This is a genomic window from Corallococcus sp. EGB (assembly GCF_019968905.1).
Lineage (GTDB): Bacteria > Myxococcota > Myxococcia > Myxococcales > Myxococcaceae > Corallococcus.
The window spans coordinates 712,658-733,379 of the sequence record NZ_CP079946.1; the positions used below are offsets into that span (position 1 = coordinate 712,658).

A 20,722-nucleotide genomic window follows, 5' to 3' on the forward strand; every position below is an offset into this window, starting at 1 on the left:
GCCGGGACGTCAGGGCTTCGTGGCGACCACCAACTCGAAGGGGCCGGGGAGCACGTGCGCGTGCGTGAAGCCCGCGGCGGTGAGCGCCTCCAGGTAGAACTCCACCTCGCGCAGCCGGCTCACGCACGTGTCCACGCCGATGAGGAAGTAGGACCAGAAGAACTGGGCCGCCAGCCGCTCCGGGGTGCGGAACTCCTCGCAGATGAGCACGCGTCCGCCGGAGGGCAGGGCGGTGAAGGCCGCCTGCATCAGCGACCGCGCCACCTCCGCGGGCCAGTCATGCAGCACGCGCACGAAGGACAGCGCGTCGTAGCCCCGGGGCAGCGGCTCCTTCAGGAAGTCGCCGCCCACGAAGCCCAGCCGTCCGGCGGAGAGGCCCGCGCGCTCGCGCGTGCGCGCGACGAGGGCTTCCGTGGCGGGCAGGTTGTAGACGTCCACGGAGAGCGACGGGTGCTGGCGCAGCAGGGCTTCCGCGAGCGTGCCGTCCCCGCCGCCCACGTCGAGCAGCCGGGCCTCGGAAGGCCACAGGGCGCCCGCGTGCGCGCGGAACGTCTCCAGGATGGGGCCCAGGCCCGCGGCCATGCTGGCCTCGAAGCCCTCCACCTGTTCGGGCGTGCGCGGAGGCCAGTCGAACGACGCGGCGGACATGGAGTGCTGGCCGTGCAGCGTCTCCGGCAGCCGGCCATGCAGGGCCCTCCAGTCGTACTTCTCGCGGTCGCGCTCCAGCGACCCCGGGCCGAGCACGGCTTCCGCCGCCGCGCGCAGGCCGGGCGCGCCGCGGTAGCGCGCCGCCTCCAGCGCGTCGCAGGTCTGCTCGCGCTGCACCAGTCCCAGGCTCTCCAGGCAGTCGAGGAACTTGTAGAGCCGCTTGGGGACCAGGCCGTGCTTCGTGGCCAGTTCTCCCAGCGTCACGGGGCCGGGCTCCAGCGCGTCCAGCAGGCCCAGCTTCAGCGCCGTCTCCACGACGTCCATCGCGCGGGCGCCGTTGAACAGCAGGTGCAGGAGGGCGCGGGGCGACGGCGCCTCACGCGTGAAGGGAGGCATCGGGCTGCTCATGCGACCTCCTTGCGCTGCTCTTCGAGGAGCGCGTCCATGAAGGCGTCCACTTCCTCGGGCGTATTGTAGAAGTGCGGCGCGGCGCGCAGGTAGCCGCGGTGGCTGCAGATGAAGCCGCGCGCCACCAGCCGCTGGGTCACCTGCGCGTCGCCGGGGAAGCCCAGCGCCACCACGCCGCCGCGCTGGTGCGGCTCGCGCGGGGTCACCACGCGGAGGCCCGCCGCGTCCGCGCGCGCCATCAGCCGGTCGGTGAGCTTCAGCGAGTGCTCGCGCACGGCCTGGATGCCCACGCCCTTGAGCAGCTCCAGCCCGGGCCGGGACAGCAGCACCATGAGCGGCGCGGGCGTGCCGCCCATCATCCGCCGCGCATCCGGCGCGTAGTCCGTCGTCTGCTGGAAGCCGAGCGGCGAAGCTCCGGCCAGCCACCCGGTGACGGCGGGACGGAGCGCGGGCAGGAGCCCCGGGCGCACGTACAGGAACGCGGCCTCGGAGCCGCCCAGCCACTTGTGCGCGCCGCCCATGAGGAAGTCCACGTCGAGCGCGCGCACGTCGATGGGGACGGTGCCCACGGTCTGGTACGCGTCCGTGGCGATGAGGGCCCCGGCCGCGTGCGCCGCCTTCGCGATGCGCGCCAGGTCCAGCACGGCGCCGGTGGCGAAGGCGCCGTGGGCGACGCAGACGATGAGGGTGCGCGCGTCGATGGCCGCCTCCAGCGCGGCCTCGTCCACGCGGCCGTCCTTCGACGGGACGACGACCAGCTCCGCCCCGTAGCGCGCGAAGCCCTTCCAGATGAAGGGCACCGTGGGGAACTCCAGGTCGGTGATGACGACGCGGCGGCGCTCTCCGGTGAAGTCCAGGCACGAGGCCAGGCGCGACAGGTGCGCGCTCAGGTTGGTGTCCAGCGCCACGGAGCCGGCCGGCGCGCCGATGAGGTCCGCCACGCCGTCCGCGTACGCCTGCATCTGGGACAGCCAAGAGTCCCAGGTGTCATCGCGCCACGCGCGCATCGTCCCCCAGTACTGCGCCAGCACGCCCTCCACGGCCCGGGGCAGCGCCCCGGTGGAGTTGCTGTTGAGGTACGTGCAGGTCTGGAGCAGCGGGTACTCCGCGCGCAGGGCTCCCGGGAGTGCCGCGTCGCTCACGACTGGCTCCGCAGCTCCTGGGCGTGGGCGTATGCCAGCGCGTGCGCGGCGTGCGGATGCGTGTGCGGCCCATGCGGCGCCGGAGCATGGGCCGCGTGCGCCACCGGCGCGGGAGCCGCCGCCGCATGCGGTGCCGGAGCGTGAGGCACCGGAGCGTGGGCCGCGTGCGCCGTCGGAGCATGGAGCGCCGCATGCGGTGCCGGAGCGTGAGGCACCGGAGCGTGGGCCGCGTGCGCCGTCGGAGCATGGGGCGCCGCGTGCGGGGCGTGGATCACCGGAGCCGGCTGTGCGTGCGCCACCAGGGCATGCGGTGCGTGCACCGTGGCCGCATGGGCCGCCGGGGCATGCTGCGCGTGCATCGGGCAGCCGCCGGCGCGAGCCTCATGCGCGTGAGCCGTGGCCGCATGGGCCGCCGGGGCGTGCACCGTCGCCGCATGCGCGTCCGAAGCATGGGCCGGGGCCGCGTGGGCCGCAGCGGAGTGCGCGTGGGGCGCGGGCGAGTGCGCCGCCGAAGCGTGCACCGCCGCCGCGTGGGGCGCGGGCGAGTGCGCCGCCGCCGCGTGGGCCACCGGAGCGTGCGCCATGGGCGCATGCGCCGCCGGGGCGTGCTGTCCGTTCATCGCGTGCATCGGGCAGCCGCCGCCGGTGCGCGCCTCTTGCGCCTGGGCCGGGGCCGCGTGCGCCACCGCCGCGGCATGCTGCGCGTACGCCGCCACGGGCACGTGATGCGCCTGGGCCACGGCCGCGTTCGCCGCCTGCGCCTGGGCCACGGCCGCGTGGGCCATGGGCGCCGCCTGCGCCACGGGCGCGTTCATCGCCGCGTCGTTCATCGCGTTGATGGCGGCCATCGGGCAGCCGCCGCCGGTGCGCGACTCACCCGGCGCGTAGCCACCCTCGCGCTTCCAGCCCGCGGTCAGCTCCACGCGCACGTCCCACAGCGCGCGGAACAGCGGCAGGTTCATCCGCGCCTGCAGCACCTGGGACGGCAGCCCGTCCAGCGCCTTCACCGTCCGGTCGATGCCAATCGTCCGGCGCACCAGCTGGTAGTGCGCGTACAGCCACCCCTGGAAGCACTCATCCACCGTCACCAGCTGCTCGCAGACGTGCTGCAGGTCCTTCGGCCCCCCAGCCGAATAGACCTGGAACAGCGTCAGCCCGCGGCGCGCCAGCATCCGCTCCATCGCGGACTCCAACCCGTCCGCCGCGTGGCGAAGCGTGTTGTAGCCCGGCGACTCCTGCCCGCTGCCGTTGCCCAGGCTGCGGCGGATGACCTGGTACTCGGCCGGGGTCATCGTCTCCAGGATGGACATCTCCGCGCTGATGCTGGAGAGGATCTTCTGCACCCGCACCAGGCGCGCGGACACCGCCCACAGCGCGTCGCGGTCCAGCTCCGCCACCACCTCCACCATCTCCCGCGACGCCAGCTTCAGGTACAGCTCCTGCGACTGGTGGACGATCTGGAACATCAGCTCGTCATGGGACACCAGCTCCCCTTCCGGCGACTGCAGCGACAGCAGGGTGCCCGTGTGCAGGTACCGCTCGTAATCCAGCTCCCCCTTGCCCACCCACTTCTTCAACATCACGTTGAACAGCGGTTGAGTCAGCTCCTGCTTAAGCTTTTCCGCGTGACTGTAATCAGTGGACGTGTGCAAGGTGCCTCCGGGGGGACGCAGGCAGTTCGTGGTGGGTGAAGCGCGCCCCAGTCCCGAAAGAACAGTGAGCGCGTAAATCTCTAGAAGCGACTACCTTACAGCCCTTTTGGTGAACTTCAAGTCATACCGGGCTTGCGGGTTATCGATTTTTGAGATTCCCATCCGACCGGAGGGTGGGGGAGTCCGAGGGGTCGGACTCACCCCCAGGAGGGGTCAGCTCTCAACCGGCGAGGGATTCCGGTTGGGCGACGCCGGGCGCGGCTTCAGCCGCATGGCGTTGAGCTTCTGGGCCAGGTCCGCGCCCTGGACGCTCTTGGAGATGTAGCCGTCCGCGCCGGAGGCGATGGCCAGCGAGCGCAGCTTGGCCTCGTCCGAGGCGGAGTAGAGGATGAAGCGGGTGCCCGGGGGGGCGTACTGGCGCGCCAGGCCCACGACCTTGTCCCCCTTGAGGGCGGGGAAGTTCACGTCGATGAGCACGAAGTCCGGCTCGGAGGCGCGCACGATGTTGGACACGCCCAGCGCGGACGTATGGGTCTGCACGTCGAACCCGTACGCGCTCAGCGAACGCTGCACGAGGTCGAGCAGGTCCGGATCGTCGTCCACCACCAGGACGCGCGGTTTTGCTTCAGCCATGGCTTCTCCCTAGGTACTGACGAATCGTCTCGATGAGCTGATCGCGGTCCAGGGGCTTGGTCATGTAGGCCGTGCAGCCGGCCGCATGCGCCTTGTCCTGGTACTCGCGACCCGCGTGCGCCGTGACGGCGATGACGGGCACATTCTGCCCATCCGGCAACGCGCGGAGCCTGCGGGTGACTTCCCAGCCGTCGAGCCGCGGCAGGGACAGGTCCATGAGGATGAGGTCCGGCGCGTCGTTGCGGGCGCGCTCCAGCCCCTGCTCGCCGTCCTCCGCCTCGATGAGGTCATACAGCCCGCCCAGGTAGCGGCGGACGATGTCGCGGTTCTGCTCGCTGTCCTCCACGTACAGCACGCGGGGCAGCTTGCCCGCGCTGGCAGCCCGCTGGGACATGAGCAGCCCCTTGGCCTGCGAGATGACGTCCTCCAGCGCGGTGCCGCCCTTGCGCACGAAGCCGGCGAAGCCGTCGCGCAGGAGCGCCTCTTCGTCTGGAGACAGCGTCTTGCCGGTGAGCACCACCACCGGCACGGAGAGCTTCTCCGCGCGCAGCCGGCGCAGGACCTCGAAGCCGTCCAGGTTCGGCATCATCAGGTCCAGCACCACCAGCGACGGCGGCGACACGCGCGCCTTGAGCAGCGCGTCCTCGCCGTTGCGCGCCTCGTTGGTGGAGAAGCCCGCGCGGCGCAGGTTGCGGCTGACCAGCTCGCGCGTGGCCGCGTCGTCGTCCACCACCAGCACGTCGCCCGTGGCGGCCGTGCCCGCGGAGGCCAGGCTCTTCTGCACCACCTCCACCAGCCGCTCCGGCTCCACCGGCTTCACCAGGTACTCGCACGCGCCCAGGCTGAAGCCGCGCGCGCGCTGCTCCTCCACCGACACCAGGATGACCGGGATGGGCGCCAGCGCGGGGTCGCTCTTCAGCTGGCTCAAGACGGACCAGCCGTCCATGCGCGGCAGGTGGATGTCCAGCAGGATGGCCTGCGGCTTCACCTCGCGGGCCAGCTTCAGCGCGGCGATGCCATCATTCGCCGCCACCACCTTGAAGCCCGCGGGCTCCAGCTGGCCGGTGACGAGCTGCTGGATGAGCACGTCGTCGTCCACCACCAGCACCGTGCTGCCCGGCCGCGCCATGGGCGCCAGCCGCTGGGCCACGTCGTGGAAGGGCACCAGGCGCTCCGTGGCGTGCGGGCTGTCCGCGCCCACCGTCTTCGCCAGCACGTCCGGCAGCCGCACCGTGAAGGTGGAGCCGCGGCCCAGCGTGCTCTTCACGTCCACCGTGCCGCCCAGCACGCGCGTCAGCTCGCGCACGATGGCCAGGCCCAGTCCCGTGCCGCCCACCTTGCGCGTGGTGGTGCCGTCCACCTGGCGGAACTTCTCGAAGATGAAGGGGAGCTGATCCGACGGGATGCCCACGCCGGTGTCCTCCACCGTCATCAAGAGCTCGCCGCCGCCCGCGGGCACCACCGTGAGCGCGACCTCACCCGTGTCCGTGAACTTGGCCGCGTTGCTCAGGAGGTTGAGCATGATCTGCCGCAGCTTCAGCGCGTCGGTGCGGATCTCCTTCGCCTCGCTGTCCACGTTCACCGTGAGGGCCACGTCCTTGCCCTTCAGGTACTCCTTCACGGTGGCCATGCACTCGTCGGCCAGCTCCTGCACGTCCACCGGCTCGGTGACGACCTCCACGCGGCCCGCTTCAATCTTGGACAGGTCCAGGATGTCGTTGATGAGCGCCAGCAGCGTCTTGGCGTTCGTCTTCACCACGTTGAGGTCGCGCCGGCCGTGCGGCGTCAGGCGGCCGCCCTCCTCGCGCATGAGCAGGTCGCAGTAGCCGATGATGCCGTTGAGCGGCGTGCGGATTTCGTGGCTGAAGTTCGCCAGGAACTCGCTCTTGAGCCGCACGGCGCCCTCCGCCTCGCGGGCGCGCTCCTCCTCGTTGCGCTTGGCGACGGAGAGCTCCTGGGCCAGCCGGTCCAGGTCCTCGTTCTGCTGGCGGATGATCTCCATCTGGAGCGCGCGCTGCTGATAGCTCGCCAGGGAGCGGGCGGACACCGCGCGCGTCTTCTTGATCTCCTCCAGGCTGGCGGCCAGCTGCTTGTTGGCGGCCTCCAGCTCATCCTTGGAGGCGCGCAGGGCCGCCTCGTTGTTCTTGCGCTCGGTGATGTCCTCCGTGACGCCCATCACGAAGCGCGCGACGCCCTGGTCATCCAGCAGCGGAATCTTGCGCGTGGCGAAGATGCGGTCCACGCCGTCCGCGCGGGCCACCTCCTCGAACGTCTTCATCCGGCGCGTCTCGAGGATTTCGGTGTCGATGGCGATGAACGAGTCCGCCTGCTCCGGCGGGAAGTAGTCGTGGTCCAGCTTCCCCAGCAACCACTCCTTGGTGACCTTGAAGGCGTCCGCGAACGTCTTGTTCACCACCACCAGCCGGCGCGTCTCCGCGTCCTTCACGAACAGCACGAAGGGCAGCGCGTCGATGATGTTGCTGAGCAGGTAGTTGGTGCGCTTGAGCTCCACGCCCGTCATCTGGTGCTGGGCGCGCTCGGCGTGCAGGCGCAGCTCGCGCGCCACCACGAAGGGCAGGTGGCCGTAGCGGTCTTCCGTGACGTAGTCGCGCGCGCCGGCGCGCATCACCGCGCCCAGCGTGTCCTCGCTCCAGGAGGGCGCGCTCACCACGAAGGCCGTCTCGCGGCCGCGCTTCACCCAGGCGGCCTGCACCGCCTCCCAGCCCATGCCCGGCAGCTCGGAGCCCACCAGCACCAGCGCCCAGGGGCGCTCCAGCGCCGCCTCCAGGGCCTCGGCCGTGGTGACGGGCTCCAGCGTGAGCATGGAGAGGATGTCCTCCTTCTCCAGCGCGTCGCGCATGGCGCGCGTCTCACGCTCGCTTCCCACCAGGAGCAGGGACAGGGTGTAACCAAGAGGCGCTTCGGCGTGGGCCACGTCGAACGGATGCTGGGCCATGGTCTGGTGACTTAGTTGGAGCCGAACGCGAGCACGGTCAGCGTGGTGTTGATGTGGAAGCCCGAGTAGATCTCGAATTGCACATTCATCCCAGCCGCGGAGGGTGCAAGTTTCAAGGATTCCGAGAGCTTCGGGATCTGACCCTGGGCCTGCGCGTACCACATGCGTCCGCTGCAGTGGAACAGGAGGGCGGCCTGGGGGTTCTGCACCCGCCTGGGCAGCTCCTCCTGGAAGAAGTCCCGCGTCATGCCCGCCAGGTCGCCGGCCTTCATCAGGTCCAGCTCGCTGCCCTCCTCCAGGAGGTTGGCGAACAGGATGGAGCCGTCCTCCAGGGGGCGCCACGCGGCGCGGATGAAGTACTCGCGGCCCACCTTGAGCGCGGTGGGGCGCAGCGCGAAGCCGCCCGGCCGGCCGAACTCCAGGTCCGCGATGTTCTCCACGCCCAGGATGTCCGCGTAGCGGCGGGCGGCGGGCTTGCCGTCGATCTCCAGGGCGCGCGTGTGCGTCTCGTCCACCTTGGTGATGGTGAGCCGCTCGCCGGTGGGCACGTACCAGTGCGAGCGCAGCGCGGCCCAGGGGGCGTTCGTCTTGAACAGGGCCACCAGCACGCCGTCGCCGGCGACCTCACCATCCACGTGGATGAGCGCGGACTGGCGCGCGGGGTCCGTCTCTGAATCGCTGGCGCCGCCGCCCACGAGCACCAGGGTCTGGTTCTTCTCCAGGATGCCCAGCAGCAGCTCTTCCTTCTTGTAGCGGAAGCCGTCGTCAATCACGAGGCCCACGTACCGGCGCGCGTCCAGGTCCTGCTGGCGCACGCCCAGCTCCTCGCACGCGCGCTTGATGGCCATGGCGCCCGCGGCGATGGCGTCCCCGGTCAGGCCTGAGCCCAGGCCCAGGCCCACCTCGAAGTCACCGGAGAGCGCGCCCAGCACCACGCTGTTCTCGTGGATGCCGTTGTTGTCCAGCTCGCCGGCGGTGGTGGCGCCCACCAGCCGGGTGTCCTTGGGCAGCCGCTCGCGCACCGCGCGGTTGAGCGCGCGCTGGTCGCGCTGCCGCGACGCGAACAGCGTGACCAGCTTCGGCGCGGGGCCGTGCAACTGGCGCAGGAGGTCCTCCGCGACGGCGACCGGATCCGTAAGGGTGGAGCGAGCCGTCTGCATCTTCACATGCGCCATGGAGGACCTCCGTGCGAACTGGCGGCGGCTAGAAGCCGCTGCCGGGGTGTGTCTTGTGGCAGCTGCCGGTGCACTGCTGGAACGACTCGCGGCCCCCGCCGACGTACATGCTCTCGATGGGGCCGAACTTCGCCACGTGGCTGTCCGGGTAGCTCTTGTGGCACGACAGGCAGGCGGCCTTGCTGGTGCGCTGCGTGGTCTCCTGCTTCAGGTGGCAGGAAGTGCACTTCTCCAGGGGCGCGTCGAAGCGGTTGGAGCGCGAGTGGATGAAGTGCGTGCGCACGAAGATGGGACCTTCCAGTTCGAAGCCCAGCGGAGCATGGCACGACGCGCACGCGGCGCGGTTGTCGTTCGCATGCAGGACCTCGCTCAGCTCGCCGCCCTTGCTGTGGCAGGTGTTGCACGGACCCGTGGTCAGCACCGCGTCCGTGTGGGTCTTCGTCCCCACCTGGATTTCGATGGTGCGCGACGCCGGCCGGTCCTCGCCCATGTACGCGCGGCGCGCCTTGGCGGTCACCAGGTAGGTGCCGGGCTTCGCGTCCGCGGGCAGGTGGTAGGTCCAGGTGTCGCTCACGGGGGCGTCCCAGCGGCCCTCGGTGGGGAAGAAGGCGCCGCCGAAGAGCTTGTTGGCGGGGGGGAAGGTCATGAACTGCGCATAGACGCCGTCGCGCGCCGGAGTGGCGATGGTCTGCACGTCCTGCGAGTCATCCAGGAAGGCCTCCAGGTCGACGATGCTCCGGATGGGCTGGATGTCCTGCGCCGGCCCGATGAGCTGCGTCATCATCATCCGTTCCTGGTGCTTGCGGCGATAGTAGGTCGTCGTGGGGTTGAAGAAGGCCTGATAGTACTGGATCCCCGCCGGGCTGCCGGGAGCGCCCGGAGGTGCGACCTCATTGTAGGTTGGGAGGCGCCCGGGCTTGTGCAGGGCCTTGCCCTTGCCGTCCTTCAGGGTCATCTGGAAGGTGACGTCCGACCCGGGGGCGTACGTGCCGTCCTTGCGGGGCGCCGTCAGGGGCTTGATGTCGATGGCGAAGCCGTAGTCGTACTCCGGCTTGGAGACCTGGGTGACCGGGATGTAGTACGGGGCGAACGGGCGCAGGCTCCAGCGCAGGCGCAGCCCCACCGTGCGGGAGTTGAAGGTGAGGGTCTGCTTCTTCGCGTGGGCGTACGCGTTGCGCAGCTCCACCAGGGCCTCTTCCTCGTAGGCCCGGGCGCCGTCGCAGTCCGTGAGCGAGCGGCAGTCGCGCGTCCACTGGATGGCGCGCATGCGGCGGATGAAGAAGTCGTCCGTCTCCGTGCGGCGGGTGTCGTCCGTGCCGATGTTCAACAGCACCGGCGCGCCCGTCAGCAGGCCGAGCGCGTCCACCGGCTCCACCGTGAAGAGGCTGGGCGCCTTCATCCATGCCGCGTCCCGGTAGAAGCGGCGGCGGGTGAAGGTGCCGTCCGCGTTGGCCAGGCCCACGAACTCCTGGTCCGCCAGGCGCACGCCGTTCCAGCCAATGACCAGGAAGTCGCTGTTCTGGCGCAGGCCGTCCACGCCCTCGTCCTTGGACGCGGTGATGGAGGCGCGCAGGTCAATCTGGTTCACCCAGAAGGTCTGCCCCGCCTTCACCTTGATGGGCACGCCCTTGCCGTTGTCCACCTCCAGCGCCAGGCCCACCGGCGCGGAGGACGACCCGCCGTTGCCGCCGCCCAGGAGGTCTCCCAGCGACAGCGCCTCGCCCTGGACCGCCAGCTCCGGCTCCTGGACGGAGGGGGCCACCGCCTCCGCGGACTCCGGACCACCGCACGCCACCGTCAGGCTGGCCAGCGTTGCCACCAGGCTCGCGCGGCCCGCCATGAACAGGCGGGGGGAAGTACGAGAACACCGCTCCCGAATCGTGAAAGTTCCACCCATGAGGGGACTCCTCCGAACGCGTATGTGCGGACGGCTGCCGGAGCAGCGTCGCGGCCAAAGAACCCCGGGGTGCCCTGGCGTCGGGGGGACGCTGGCGGAGGGGTCATGTCCAAATCCGGCATTCACCGGAAATGAACAGTTCTAGCCGTACGGAGAATATCCATAATCAACAGACCGATTCAACTTCTGAGAATAATTCCACTCAGAGGCGAACCCGGTTTGTTGGTGACTGAATGGGAAGGGGGCGTGGGGCGCAACCCACCCTGGAGGGTCAGGCTCGAATCATGTTTTGGACCTCCTTCTGTGCTTCCGGGGTGAACGGGAGTTCGACGGTGAACTCCGAGCCCTCTCCGGGCCGCGAGTGGACGCGGATGGTGCCGCCGTGGGCCTCCACGAGCTGCCGGACGATGTAGAGGCCCAGTCCGAAGCCCGGCGCGCGGCTGTCCGTCGTGACCCGCTCGAAGCGGGTGAACAGGCGCTGCTGGGCGTCCGGGGGAATGCCGACCCCGTGGTCCCGCACCGACATGCGGACCCGGTGTGTGCCCTCATCCACATCCACCCGCACCTCCACGGGCTGGCCCCGGCCGAACTTGAGGGCGTTGCTGAGCAGGTTGGTGAGGACGCGGTCCAGGCGCTGGCGGTCCCAGCGGCCGGTGGAGCCGGTGTGGGCGTGGACGGTGAGGGCGCAGCCGGCGGCGGCGGCCTGGTCCTCGTGGCGGGTGGCCACCTCGTGCGCCAGCTCCGCCAGGTCCATGGACTGCGACTGGAGCACCAGCCGGCCGCCGGACAGCCGCGACAGGTCCAGCAGGTTGTGCACCAGCTGGCCCAGGCGCTTCGTCTCGTCCTCGGCCAGGAGCAGGCCCTCGCGCAGGCGCGAGTCCTCGCCGTGCGCGGGCGCGCACTGCAGGCGCATGCGGCGCAGGCGCAGCTGCAGCGAGCTCAGCGGGGTGCCCAGGTCGTGCGCCGCCACGCCGATGAGCTCCAGCGCGTTCTGCGTCGCCGCCATCAGGCGGGCGTTGTCCAGCGCCAGCGCGGCGCGCGCGGACAGCTCCTCCAGGAAGGCCTGGTCCACCGCGCCGTAGTGGCGGTGCGGTCGGGTGGACAGCAGACACAGCGCGCCCAGCACGCGGTCATCCACCACGAGCGGCACGCTCAGCGCGGAGCGCACGCCCAGGGCGCGCCACAGCTCCGCGCAGGTGCTGCCGCTCACGGAGGACGGCAGCCGGTCCGCGTCCACCTCCGCGAAGCGCTCGGCGCGGCCGGTGTGGACGACGCGCGCGGGGCCGGGCTCCTCCGGCGACGGCCGGCGCATCAGCGGCTCCCACAGCCGCGCCTGGGTGGCCGCGTCCGCGCACGCCACCGCGCCGGGGCGCACGTCGCCGCTGCCGTCCGGCAGGTAGAGCACGCACGCGTCGGCGATCTCCGGCACGCACAGGCGGGTGAGCGCGGCGGCCAGCTCCTTGGCGCCGGCCTGCGGCTGGAGCACGCGGCCGGCCTCCGCGAGCAGCGCCTGCATGCGCTCGGTGCGCTTGCGCTCGGTGATGTCGCGCGTCACCTCCGCGAAGCCCTGCAGCGTGCCGCACTCCGCGTACAGCGCGGTGAGCAGCGTCTCCGCCCAGAAGCGCGAGCCGTCCTTGCGCAGCCGCCAGCCCTCGGACTGGAGGCGCCGCTCGCGCGCGGCCCGCTCGCGGTGGGACGCGGGCATCCCGCGCGCCACCACGTCCGGCACGTGCAGCACCTCCACGTGCTGGCCCACGATGTCGGAGGACGTCCAGCCGGTGAGCCGCTCCGCGCCCGTGCTCCAGCAGGACACCTTTCCGTCCGGCTCCAGGAAGCACAGCGCGTAGTCGCTCACGCCATCCATGAACAGGTGCAGCCGCTGTTCGCTCTGCAGCCGCTCCGCGTGCATGGGGCCCAGCGCGTTGCGCAGCACCATCACCAGCGCGACCAGGGCGCCCAGGCCCAAGAGGCCGGAGAGGATGTCGGAGGCGTGATGGAAGAAGGCCCCGTCCTCCACCGTCAGCGTGTGGGCCGTGGACACCAGGGTGGCAAGCAGGATGAGTCCGGCCAGAAGGCATACGGACCGACCCGCCCCGACCCGCTGAGCGAAGGTCCAACGTCGCAGCATGTGGCACTCCCCCCCGACGGCACCGAGCGCTTCTGTGCAGAAGGACGCTCAACATCACCGAAAAGGTGGGGTGAGCGACATCGCACTGTCGGGCAGGGTATCCTATAACCCTGTTTTTACCTGTTTGTCACGAAATGTTGGACCCTACCCAGGGGGATGGGAAGTTCTTGGCGGGCCAGATGCGGCGGGGCTGTCGGATGATGGACGTTGGCCCGGCGCTCTCTGGGAACGGGGCCTGGAATCAAGGGGTTGGAAGGAGGGGTGGTGCCCGTGAAATGGCCTTCCGGGCGCTGGAGCGTTATGGAGCGCCCCCCTCCTCGTCACCAGGGTGTTGCACGGCATATGGCGTCTCTCGTCGAAGGTCTGAAGGTCCGCTACCTCCCGCAGCCCGAATGGGGCGTGGGACATCTGGTGTCGCTGCAGGAGCAGGGGGCCAAGGCCCTCATCGCCTTCCCGTCCCGCGAGGATGCGCCAGTGCTGGTGTCCACGCGCGGTGGCGCGCTGGTGCCGTACCCGCTGCCCAGGGGCGAGCCCATCCAGACGCCCAGGGGGCGCAAGGCCACCATCCTGGGCGAGGAGCCGGGCGCTCGCGGGCTGCGCCGCTACGTGGTGCGCTTCGACGACACGGGGGAGGAGGACGAGCTGCCGGAGTCGGAGGTCCGCGCGCTGGCGCCGCGCTCCGACCTCATGTCCACGCTGCGCGACGGGCGGGTGGGGGACGCGAAGGCGTTCATGCTGCGCAAGCAGGCGCTGGTGCTGGACGACGAGCGCCGGGGCGACGCGCTGGGCGCGCTGCTGGCCAGCCGGGTGATGGTGAAGCCGCACCAGGTGGGCGTGGTGCAGCGCGTGCTGTCCGCGCGCCGTCCGCGCTTCGTGCTCGCGGACGAAGTGGGCCTGGGCAAGACGATTGAAGCGGGCATGGTGTTCAGCGCGCTCCGGCTGGTGGGCCTGGCGCGGCGGTGCCTGGTGGTGGCGCCCAGCCACCTCACCGTGCAGTGGCTGGTGGAGCTGTTCCACAAGTTCAACCAGCTCTTCACGCTGATGGACTCGGACCGCTACGAGCAGTCCCTCAAGGAGGCGCCGGACGTCTCCCCGTGGGCGCGCTTCCCGCTGGTGGTGACGAGCCTGGAGCTGCTCAGCCGCACCCGCGAGCACCGCGAAGAGGTGGCCGCCGAGGACGCCTTCTGGGACCTGGTCATCATCGACGAGGCGCACCACCTGAAGGGCGAGAAGGCCTTCGCCGCCGCGAAGGGGCTGGCCGCGAACTCGTGGGGCCTGCTGCTGCTCACCGCCACGCCCATGCAGTTGGATCCGGCGGAGTACCACGGCCTGCTCACCCTCATCGACGCGGCGACGGCGCCGTCGGTGAAGGGCTTCGAGGCGCGGCTCCAGCGCCAGGAGGAGCTGTCCACCGCGGTGCGCGCGCTGCTGGAGGGCCAGGACGCGAAGGCCGCCGTGGCCGCGCTGGCGAAGCGCTTCCCGGAGGACGCGAAGCTCCAGACGCTGAAGGAGAAGGAGGCGCTGCTCGCGCACCTGGCGGAGACGTACAGCCTGTCCGACCGGCTGGTGCGCAACCGGCGCGCGGTGGTGGGCGGCTTCTCCACGCGAAGGCTCCACCGGCACCCGGTGCGGCTGTCGCCGGAGGAGCTGAAGGCGCGCGATGCCGCGCTCGCCACGCTGGCGAAGGGCAGCTTGCGCGGCGCGCCCCTGGCCAACGTGCTGCGCCGCCTGGAGTCCAGCCCCGCGGCGTTCGCGGGCGCGGTGAGGTCCAACCCGGCGCTGAAGGGCGCGGACCTCAAGCTGACGGGCCGTGACGCGAAGCTCCTCGCGTTCGTGGGCGTGCTGCGCGGCATCTGGAAGGCGGAGCCGCGCGCGAAGGTGCTCGTGTTCACGGAGAGCCGCGACACGCTGGAGTCGCTCCAGTCGGAGCTGTCGCGCGAGGGCGTGGAGGCGCTGGGCTACCACGGCGACCTGCCGCTCGTGGAGCGCGACCGGCAGGTGGCGCGCTTCCGCGACCCGGAGGGGCCCCGGGTGCTCCTGTGCACGGAGGTGGGCGGCGAGGGCCGCAACTTCCAGTTCGCGCACCACCTGGTGCACTACGACCTGCCGTGGAGCCCCTCCACGGTGGAGCAGCGCATTGGCCGCCTGGACCGCATCGGGCAGACGCACCCGGTGGAGATCCACGTCTTCGACCCCGCGGGCACGCTCGCGTCGGACGTGCTGATGCTGCTGGCGGACGCCGTGGGCGTCTTCGGTGAGACGGTGGGCGGCCTGGACGCGGTGCTGGAGGAGGTGGAGGACCGCATCGCGGACCTGGCCCTGCTGCCCCGCGAGGCGCGCGTGGAGTACGCCGCGGAGCTGAAGGCCCGCGTGGAGGCGGCGCGCGAGCAGGTGAAGCGCGCGTACGACCCGCTGCTGGACGTGCGCAGCTTCGACAAGCCCGCCGTGGCCCGGCTGGTGGCCCGCGCGCAGGAGCGCATGGGGGACGAGCCCGAGGACGAGGACTCCGACGAGGAGGCGCCGCCGCTGGAGGACGGGCTGTGGAGCGTGGCCCGCGACCTGGACGAGCGCCTGGAGGAGACCGTCACGGAGCTGGCGCGCCGCGTGGGCATCGGCGTGGACACCGACGAACAGGTGGAGGCCTTCCAGGTGGCCTTCCAGTTCGGCCACGCGCTCAACGTCGAGGGCCTGCCCGGCATCGACGTGATGCAGGACCGCACCGTGCTGGGCACCTTCTGGCGCGACACCGCGGTGGAGGCGGAGGAGCTGGAGTACTTCGCCACCGGCCACCCGCTGGTGGAGGCGCTGTTCGGCTTCCTCAAGGACGGCCCCTATGGCCGCAGCGGCTTCCGCCACATCGAGAAGCGCGGCGTGAAGAAGCCCGCGCGCGGCCTGGAGCTGCTCTTCCACGTCCAGCTGCCGGAGCCCCAGGACACCTCGCCCGGCGCCCGCGTGCCCAGCCGCCAGCTGGCCCGCTTCCTCACGCGCACCCTGCTGCCCGTCGCCGTGGTGGACGGCCCCCGGGGCCCCGTGGCCGACCCTTCCGTATCGTCCGCACTGGAAGCGGACGGGAAGGCCCTGAAGGGGGACGAGGTCCACCAGGCCTTCCCCGGCTTCGGCGCCTTCGTGGAGGCCGCGCTGCCCGTGGCCCAGGGCGCCGCGGAGGCGGAGCTCGGCCGGGCCGCGCAGAAGGCCCGGGCCGCCATCGAGGCGGAGCGCGACGCGGCCGCCGCCCGCCTGCGCCTGTCCCTCTCCCACCAGGGGCTCGCCCCGGAGGCGGTGGAGGCCCAGGTTGATGCGGAGCGTCATCACTATGAGCGTCTGCTCCAGGCGCTCTCGGGGGCGAAGGTGGTGCTGGACTCGGCCTGCGGGTTCACCCTCAACCGCTGAGGCAAACAGTCGTGTAACAATGGAATCGGTCCTGTCGGGACTTCGGCCATTTGACCGATTCCCCAATCATCGAGAATCTAGGAGGAAGGCAGCCTCCCCCCATGGCCCTTCCCCATCCCCAACGTCGGCAGCACCAGTCCGGTCAGGCCGCGGTGGAGGCGGCGCTGTGCATGCCGCTCGTGGTGTTCATGGTGCTGGGCACGCTGCAGCTCTTCATGCTGCTGCAGGGCCGCATCCTGGCGCAGGTGGCGGTGTACCGCGCGGTGCGCGCGGGCAGCCTCAATCACGGCAGCTGCGAGGCGATGACGCACGCGGCGCTGGTGACGATGCTGCCCACGGTGGAGCACACGCGCACACCCGCGCAGCTGGCCAAGGCCTTTGAAGACCGCAAGCGCAACTACCTGCGCGTGCGCGGCTCTCGGGGGGCGCTCTTCACCGAAGGGCCCATGGTGGAAATCGTCCGCGAGTCCCCGGACACCAGCTGGGTGCGCAGCCTCGGCGAGGAGGACCTGATGTTCGACGCGCCCACGGACTCCGCGGTGGAGCTGCAGCGGCGCACGCTCGAGATCCGCATGGTGGCCTGGTACTACATGCGCATCCCGTTCGCGGACTGGGTGATGAGCCGCATGTTCCTGGCGCAGTTCCACCTGCGCAACTACACGGACGCGAACCCGCTCAACCCGGCGCAGAAGAAGTCCGACTGGTGGGCGGACACCGACGTGGAGCTGGGGCCGGATGACTGGCCCGGCGGGGACCTGGGGGCCCGGATGGTGCGCTGGAACGCGCAGGGCCACTACCTGTTCCCCATCCAGGTCCACGCGGCCATGCGGATGATGACCCCGGTGAAGGCATCGAACTTCAATGGAGGTGCCGGATGCAGCCTGCACGGCTTCTGAAGGCCCGCGCGCGCGGCCAGGCGCTGGTGCTCTTCTGCCTGACGTTCCTCCTGTTGACGCTGATGGTGCTGGGCACGCTGGGCTTCGGCATGCGCGCCAAGGAGCGCGTCGAGATCCAGATGGCCGCGGACGCGGCGGCCTACAGCCAGGCGGTCTCCACGGCGCGCACGTTCAACGCCATCGCGGTGATGAACCGCGCCCAGATCGCCCACATGGTGGCGATGGCGGGCACGCAGTCGATGATCAGCTACGGCAGCCAGCAGTACGCCGCGCGGCAGATGTCCCCGTGCCCCGTGCCCGCGACCGCGTGGTCCGCCCTGGACCAGGCGGCGGCCACGCAGGTGCAGCAGCTGCAGGGGCGCGCGGGCGACATGTTCCGCGCGGAGCTGGTCATGTACAACCAGCTCATCGGCACGCACCTGGCGAACCAGGGGCTCACGAACCTCATCGCCAAGGAGGTCAACCCGGAGCTCAGCGCCCCGCCCGAGGGCGCGAACAAGTCGCTGGCGGAGGTGTCCGGGGGCGCGTCCTCCGGCACCAGCTACGACGACCTGATGCAGCAGGAGAAGACCGGCACCGTGCCGGACACCTCCGGCGCGGTGATGCCCACGGGCGGTGGCCAGGGCACCGTCACGTTGAATGCCACCATGGGCAGCCTGGGCTGGACCTGGGTGCACAACCGGGCGAGCGGCAGCGCGGGTTTCGGCTCGGGCGCCGCCGCGCACAACCCCGGCTTCCATCACTACCCCAGCGCGTCCTCGATGGACTCGTCCACCTACCAGACCATCTCCGGCCGCAACTCGTGGGCGCACGACCACGGCCGCGCGGTGACGGGCACCTGCCCGGATGGCACCCCCTATGCCGCCGGGGCGACGGACGCGTGGGTGATGTCCGACGAGCGCCAGTCCCACGAGGACCAGCACGTCTACGGCGCGAACAAGCCGCCGCCCGGCCAGGGCGCGGAGAACAACACCACCGTGGATGAGCGCCACACGCTGGGCGCCTGCGTGGTGTGCCCCGGCATCTGGCCCTACTCCGTGGGCTTCAACGCGGGGCTCCTGCACGGCAACGCCGACGAGAACGACTACGGCCAGCCCAAGCTGTACGCGATGCTCCGGCGCGACTACGCCAGCGACCAGCGCCGCGCCCGGCCGGATCCGTGGAACCTGCTGTTCACCTTCAAGTTCGCCAACCAGGAGACGCAGTTCGACAACTCCGCGCCGCTGGGCCGCATCCTGCCCACCGGCCGCGAGGACGTGCAGCGCAACCAGGTGGCGCTGGCCGCGGGCATCGCCTACTACCACCGGCCCCGGCCGGCGGCGGTGGGCGGCGGCTGGGAGGAGCCGCCCAACTTCCTCAACCCCTTCTGGCGCGCCACGCTGGTGAGCACCGAGGGCGCCCGCGACGACAAGCCCGCGCGCAGCCTGGAGCAGGCGGGCTTCACCGAGCACGCGGACGCGCTGCGCCGGCTGGACAACGCCGGCTACCGGGGCGGCAGCAGCACGGGCGGGAGGTACTGACGTGGCCAGGGGCTCACGCACTTCCACCGCGCGCCGGGGACAGGCGCTCGTCGAGACGGCCCTCGGGTCCATGGTGTTCGTCACCATCCTCCTCTTCGGCATCTACTTCGCGGAGGTGGGCGCGCTGTCGCTCAAGGTGCAGGAGGCCGCCAACTTCGCGCTGTGGGAGGCCACCGGGCACGTGATGCACAACCCGCAGGCCGGCGTCTTCCAGCGCCCCCACGCGGAGGCCCTCGCGTCGTCGGAGGCCGCCGGGCGCTACCAGGACTTCGACGGCCGCTCCAGCCAGCAAAGCGGCGCGATGACCTTCCAGCAGGCGCTCGCGCGCGCCACGCGCATCCAGGTGGACTGCGAGCCGACGCGGCCCGCGGGCAGCCCCGTCGGAATCCTGGGCACCCGCCCGCAGGACGCGGACCCCGGCTCGGCGGCGCTGGGGCAGTCCATGAAGCTCGAGTCCGACGGCATCTCCTGCACGGCGTTCACCACGCTGCGCGCGGAGCGGATCGGCAAGTTCATGGAGCCGGAGTTCTTCAAGGTGTCGCACCGGAATGCCACCGACCCGTTCCGCGTGTGCGCCGCCGGGCGCGCGTCCGGCGGGCGCTGCACCGGGCGCTTCTTCATGCTGCTGGACGACTGGGGCCTGGCCGGCGTGGCGGAGGGCCGCGAGTGCCCGCTCAGCATCAACTCCGGCGCCACCTGCGCGAACGCGGACTACTACGAGTGGGCCAAGAGCGTGTACCAGAAGAACGGCGGTGGCGGCAGCGCCGGCAGCGCGCTGATGGCGGGCGTGGACGCGCAGGGCGGCGTGGACGAGGACCAGTTCTTCATGAGCTTCCGCGGCGCGGAGAGCCACTACGAGCAGAACATCGGCGGCTCGCACGCGGCCAACCAGACCGTCTGGGAGACGACCCCCTTCGAGGCGGAGAACATCTCCCCCAACTACCGGAACGACGGCCGGCGCAACAAATGGCTGGGAGGCGTGCCGCATTGACGCGGGCCGGGCGCGTGGCGGGCGCGGCGCTGGTGTTGCTCCTGGGCCTGGCCGCCCGGGCCCAGGCCCCGGGCGCGGGCGTGCCGGACGCGGGCGCGCAGCCGGACGCGCCGCGCTTCGCGTGGCCCCGGCTCCAGGTCATCGCCCACGTGGAGTCCAGCGACATCGTGGAGGCGGGGGGCATCCCGGTGGCGCTGCGCGCGGTGCACGTGAAGGAGAACATCCGCGACCTGGTGCAGCGCTTCGCGGACGCGTTCCGCGACGGTGGCCTCTACGTGCCGCCCGGCAAGGAGCAGGCGCAGTACGCGAACAACGCCGTGATGCTCACCGCGTTGGATCCGCGCCGCCGCATCACCTACACCGTGGTGATGATGCCGCAGCAGGACGGCACCACCACGCTGTACCTGGGGGAGGCCAACCACGCGCTCGCGCGTCCGCCGGAGGCCGCGGGGGACTTCGCGCCGCTGCCGCCGCAGGCCCACGGCGTGCTGCGCGTGAACGCGGAAGGGTCGCGCACGCTCACCTTCGAGGCCCCGCTCACGGGCCCGCAGGTGGACGCCTTCTACGACGACGCCCTGGCGAAGGCCGGGTGGAAGCGCGGCGACGAGGCCGGCCTGTACTCGCGGGCCGGCGCGGAGCTGCGGCTCACGCACCAGCCCTCCAAGGACGGCCAGCGCGGCGTGGTGCTCATCTATCAGCAGCGCGCGCGCTGACCGCGGCGCGCGCGTTGATCAGGTGCGCAGCTTCTCGCGCAGCGCCTTCGCGCGGCCCTGCATGTCAGGGTCCAGGCCGGTGAGCTCGATGGACTTCAGCCGCTGGTCCAGGCTCTTGGGCAGCTTCTTCTGGAGCGTGCCCGCCTCCTGGAGCGCCTCCAGCTTCGCCAGCGCCTTGTCCACGATGCGCTCGCGCGGGTGGTCCAGGAGGCTGTCGAGGAAGTACGCGTCCTCGGGCATGTCCGGGTACTTCTCCAGGTAGTCCACCACGCCCTTCACCCAGTCCGCGCGCGTCTCCGACTCCTGCACCTTGCGCAGGGCGTCCTTCTGGGCCTTGCGCTTGCCTTCGGGGTCGAACGTCTTGGCCAGGCCTTCGGGCAGCTCGCCGCCGGTGAAGAGGGCGTCCGCGGCGGACTTGTATTTCTGGTAGCTGGCGCTGCGCTCCAGCTTCTGCTGCGCCGGGTCGTCCTGGCGCGAGTGGTACTTGCTCTTGCCGCGCTGCGCGTCCAGCTCGCGGTAGGTCTTGTTGCGCTTGCCGGTGAAGCCGCCACCGTCGTTGTCGTCTCGGGCCAT

At 71.1% G+C, this 20,722-nt stretch carries 14 protein-coding genes; 5 read left to right on the top strand and 9 right to left on the bottom strand.

Translation table 11 applies throughout. From position 1 onward, the window contains the following. Positions 1–9 precede the first annotated feature (9 nt). The 8 genes from KYK13_RS03020 to KYK13_RS03055 all read right to left on the bottom strand — a co-directional run bounded on the left by KYK13_RS03020 (position 10) and on the right by KYK13_RS03055 (position 12,552). A complete protein-coding gene (locus tag KYK13_RS03020) occupies positions 10–1,056 on the bottom strand; it encodes a methyltransferase (protein WP_223641805.1) in 1,047 nt (348 codons plus the stop codon). After that, entirely contained in the window at positions 1,053–2,198 is a 1,146-nt protein-coding gene (locus KYK13_RS03025) for an aminotransferase class V-fold PLP-dependent enzyme (protein WP_223641806.1), read from the bottom strand. Before KYK13_RS03025 ends, KYK13_RS03020 begins: the two co-directional genes overlap by 4 nt. Further along, complete coding sequence (locus tag KYK13_RS03030) at positions 2,195–3,778, bottom strand: tryptophan 2,3-dioxygenase family protein (RefSeq protein WP_223641807.1); 1,584 nt, start codon at positions 3,776–3,778, stop codon at positions 2,195–2,197. The genes KYK13_RS03025 and KYK13_RS03030 overlap by 4 nt, the downstream gene beginning before the upstream one ends. Positions 3,779–4,063: 285 nt before the next feature. Next, positions 4,064–4,483 (bottom strand): response regulator, encoded by a 420-nt coding sequence (locus KYK13_RS03035; protein ID WP_143904099.1) that lies wholly within the window; start codon positions 4,481–4,483, stop codon positions 4,064–4,066. Next, entirely contained in the window at positions 4,476–7,439 is a 2,964-nt protein-coding gene (locus tag KYK13_RS03040; RefSeq protein ID WP_223641808.1) for a response regulator, read from the bottom strand. Before KYK13_RS03040 ends, KYK13_RS03035 begins: the two co-directional genes overlap by 8 nt. 11 nt (positions 7,440–7,450) lie before the next feature. Then, entirely contained in the window at positions 7,451–8,614 is a 1,164-nt protein-coding gene (locus KYK13_RS03045; RefSeq protein ID WP_223641809.1) for an FIST signal transduction protein, read from the bottom strand. 28 nt (positions 8,615–8,642) lie between these two features. After that, positions 8,643–10,454 carry a cytochrome C gene (locus KYK13_RS03050; RefSeq protein WP_223646501.1) on the bottom strand — a complete coding sequence of 604 codons (1,812 nt, stop codon included), beginning with the start codon at positions 10,452–10,454 and terminating at the stop codon, positions 8,643–8,645. Between the two features lie 328 nt (positions 10,455–10,782). Next, the gene (locus KYK13_RS03055) at positions 10,783–12,552 is read right to left on the bottom strand and encodes an ATP-binding protein (RefSeq protein ID WP_223641810.1); all 1,770 of its coding nucleotides are present in this window, start codon (positions 12,550–12,552) and stop codon (positions 10,783–10,785) included. A 429-nt stretch (positions 12,553–12,981) separates the two neighbouring features. Here KYK13_RS03055 and KYK13_RS03060 point away from each other — a divergent pair, with 429 nt between their 5' ends. The 5 genes from KYK13_RS03060 (at position 12,982) to KYK13_RS03080 (ending at position 20,149) form a co-directional block, all read left to right on the top strand. Beyond that, positions 12,982–16,029: a helicase-related protein gene (locus tag KYK13_RS03060; RefSeq protein ID WP_223641812.1), complete on the top strand. Its 3,048-nt coding sequence runs from the start codon at positions 12,982–12,984 to the stop codon at positions 16,027–16,029. Between the two features lie 101 nt (positions 16,030–16,130). Next, entirely contained in the window at positions 16,131–16,925 is a 795-nt protein-coding gene (locus tag KYK13_RS03065) for a TadE/TadG family type IV pilus assembly protein (protein WP_223641814.1), read from the top strand. Further along, positions 16,904–18,445 carry a pilus assembly protein gene (locus tag KYK13_RS03070; RefSeq protein WP_223641816.1) on the top strand — a complete coding sequence of 514 codons (1,542 nt, stop codon included), beginning with the start codon at positions 16,904–16,906 and terminating at the stop codon, positions 18,443–18,445. Before KYK13_RS03065 ends, KYK13_RS03070 begins: the two co-directional genes overlap by 22 nt. Before the next feature lie 70 nt (positions 18,446–18,515). After that, a complete protein-coding gene (locus KYK13_RS03075) occupies positions 18,516–19,436 on the top strand; it encodes a hypothetical protein (RefSeq protein ID WP_223646503.1) in 921 nt (306 codons plus the stop codon). Beyond that, positions 19,433–20,149 (top strand): hypothetical protein, encoded by a 717-nt coding sequence (locus KYK13_RS03080; RefSeq protein ID WP_223641818.1) that lies wholly within the window; start codon positions 19,433–19,435, stop codon positions 20,147–20,149. The genes KYK13_RS03075 and KYK13_RS03080 overlap by 4 nt, the downstream gene beginning before the upstream one ends. 18 nt (positions 20,150–20,167) lie before the next feature. Here KYK13_RS03080 and KYK13_RS03085 read toward each other — a convergent pair whose 3' ends face one another. Then, the gene (locus KYK13_RS03085; RefSeq protein ID WP_223641820.1) at positions 20,168–20,722 is read right to left on the bottom strand and encodes a hypothetical protein; all 555 of its coding nucleotides are present in this window, start codon (positions 20,720–20,722) and stop codon (positions 20,168–20,170) included.

What these genes read in the sequence shown, in the direction of transcription:
- KYK13_RS03075 (WP_223646503.1), top strand. Translation starts at nt 18,516, where the DNA reads ATGGTGTTCGTCACCATCCTCCTCTTCGGCATCTACTTCGCGGAGGTG.
- KYK13_RS03070 (WP_223641816.1), top strand. Translation starts at nt 16,904, where the DNA reads ATGCAGCCTGCACGGCTTCTGAAGGCCCGCGCGCGCGGCCAGGCGCTG.
- KYK13_RS03045 (WP_223641809.1), bottom strand. Translation starts at nt 8,614, where the DNA reads ATGGCGCATGTGAAGATGCAGACGGCTCGCTCCACCCTTACGGATCCG.
- KYK13_RS03040 (WP_223641808.1), bottom strand. Translation starts at nt 7,439, where the DNA reads ATGGCCCAGCATCCGTTCGACGTGGCCCACGCCGAAGCGCCTCTTGGT.
- KYK13_RS03085 (WP_223641820.1), bottom strand. Translation starts at nt 20,722, where the DNA reads ATGGCCCGAGACGACAACGACGGTGGCGGCTTCACCGGCAAGCGCAAC.
- KYK13_RS03060 (WP_223641812.1), top strand. Translation starts at nt 12,982, where the DNA reads ATGGCGTCTCTCGTCGAAGGTCTGAAGGTCCGCTACCTCCCGCAGCCC.
- KYK13_RS03030 (WP_223641807.1), bottom strand. Translation starts at nt 3,778, where the DNA reads ATGTTGAAGAAGTGGGTGGGCAAGGGGGAGCTGGATTACGAGCGGTAC.
- KYK13_RS03050 (WP_223646501.1), bottom strand. Translation starts at nt 10,454, where the DNA reads ATGGCGGGCCGCGCGAGCCTGGTGGCAACGCTGGCCAGCCTGACGGTG.
- KYK13_RS03065 (WP_223641814.1), top strand. Translation starts at nt 16,131, where the DNA reads ATGGCCCTTCCCCATCCCCAACGTCGGCAGCACCAGTCCGGTCAGGCC.
- KYK13_RS03020 (WP_223641805.1), bottom strand. Translation starts at nt 1,056, where the DNA reads ATGAGCAGCCCGATGCCTCCCTTCACGCGTGAGGCGCCGTCGCCCCGC.
- KYK13_RS03035 (WP_143904099.1), bottom strand. Translation starts at nt 4,483, where the DNA reads ATGGCTGAAGCAAAACCGCGCGTCCTGGTGGTGGACGACGATCCGGAC.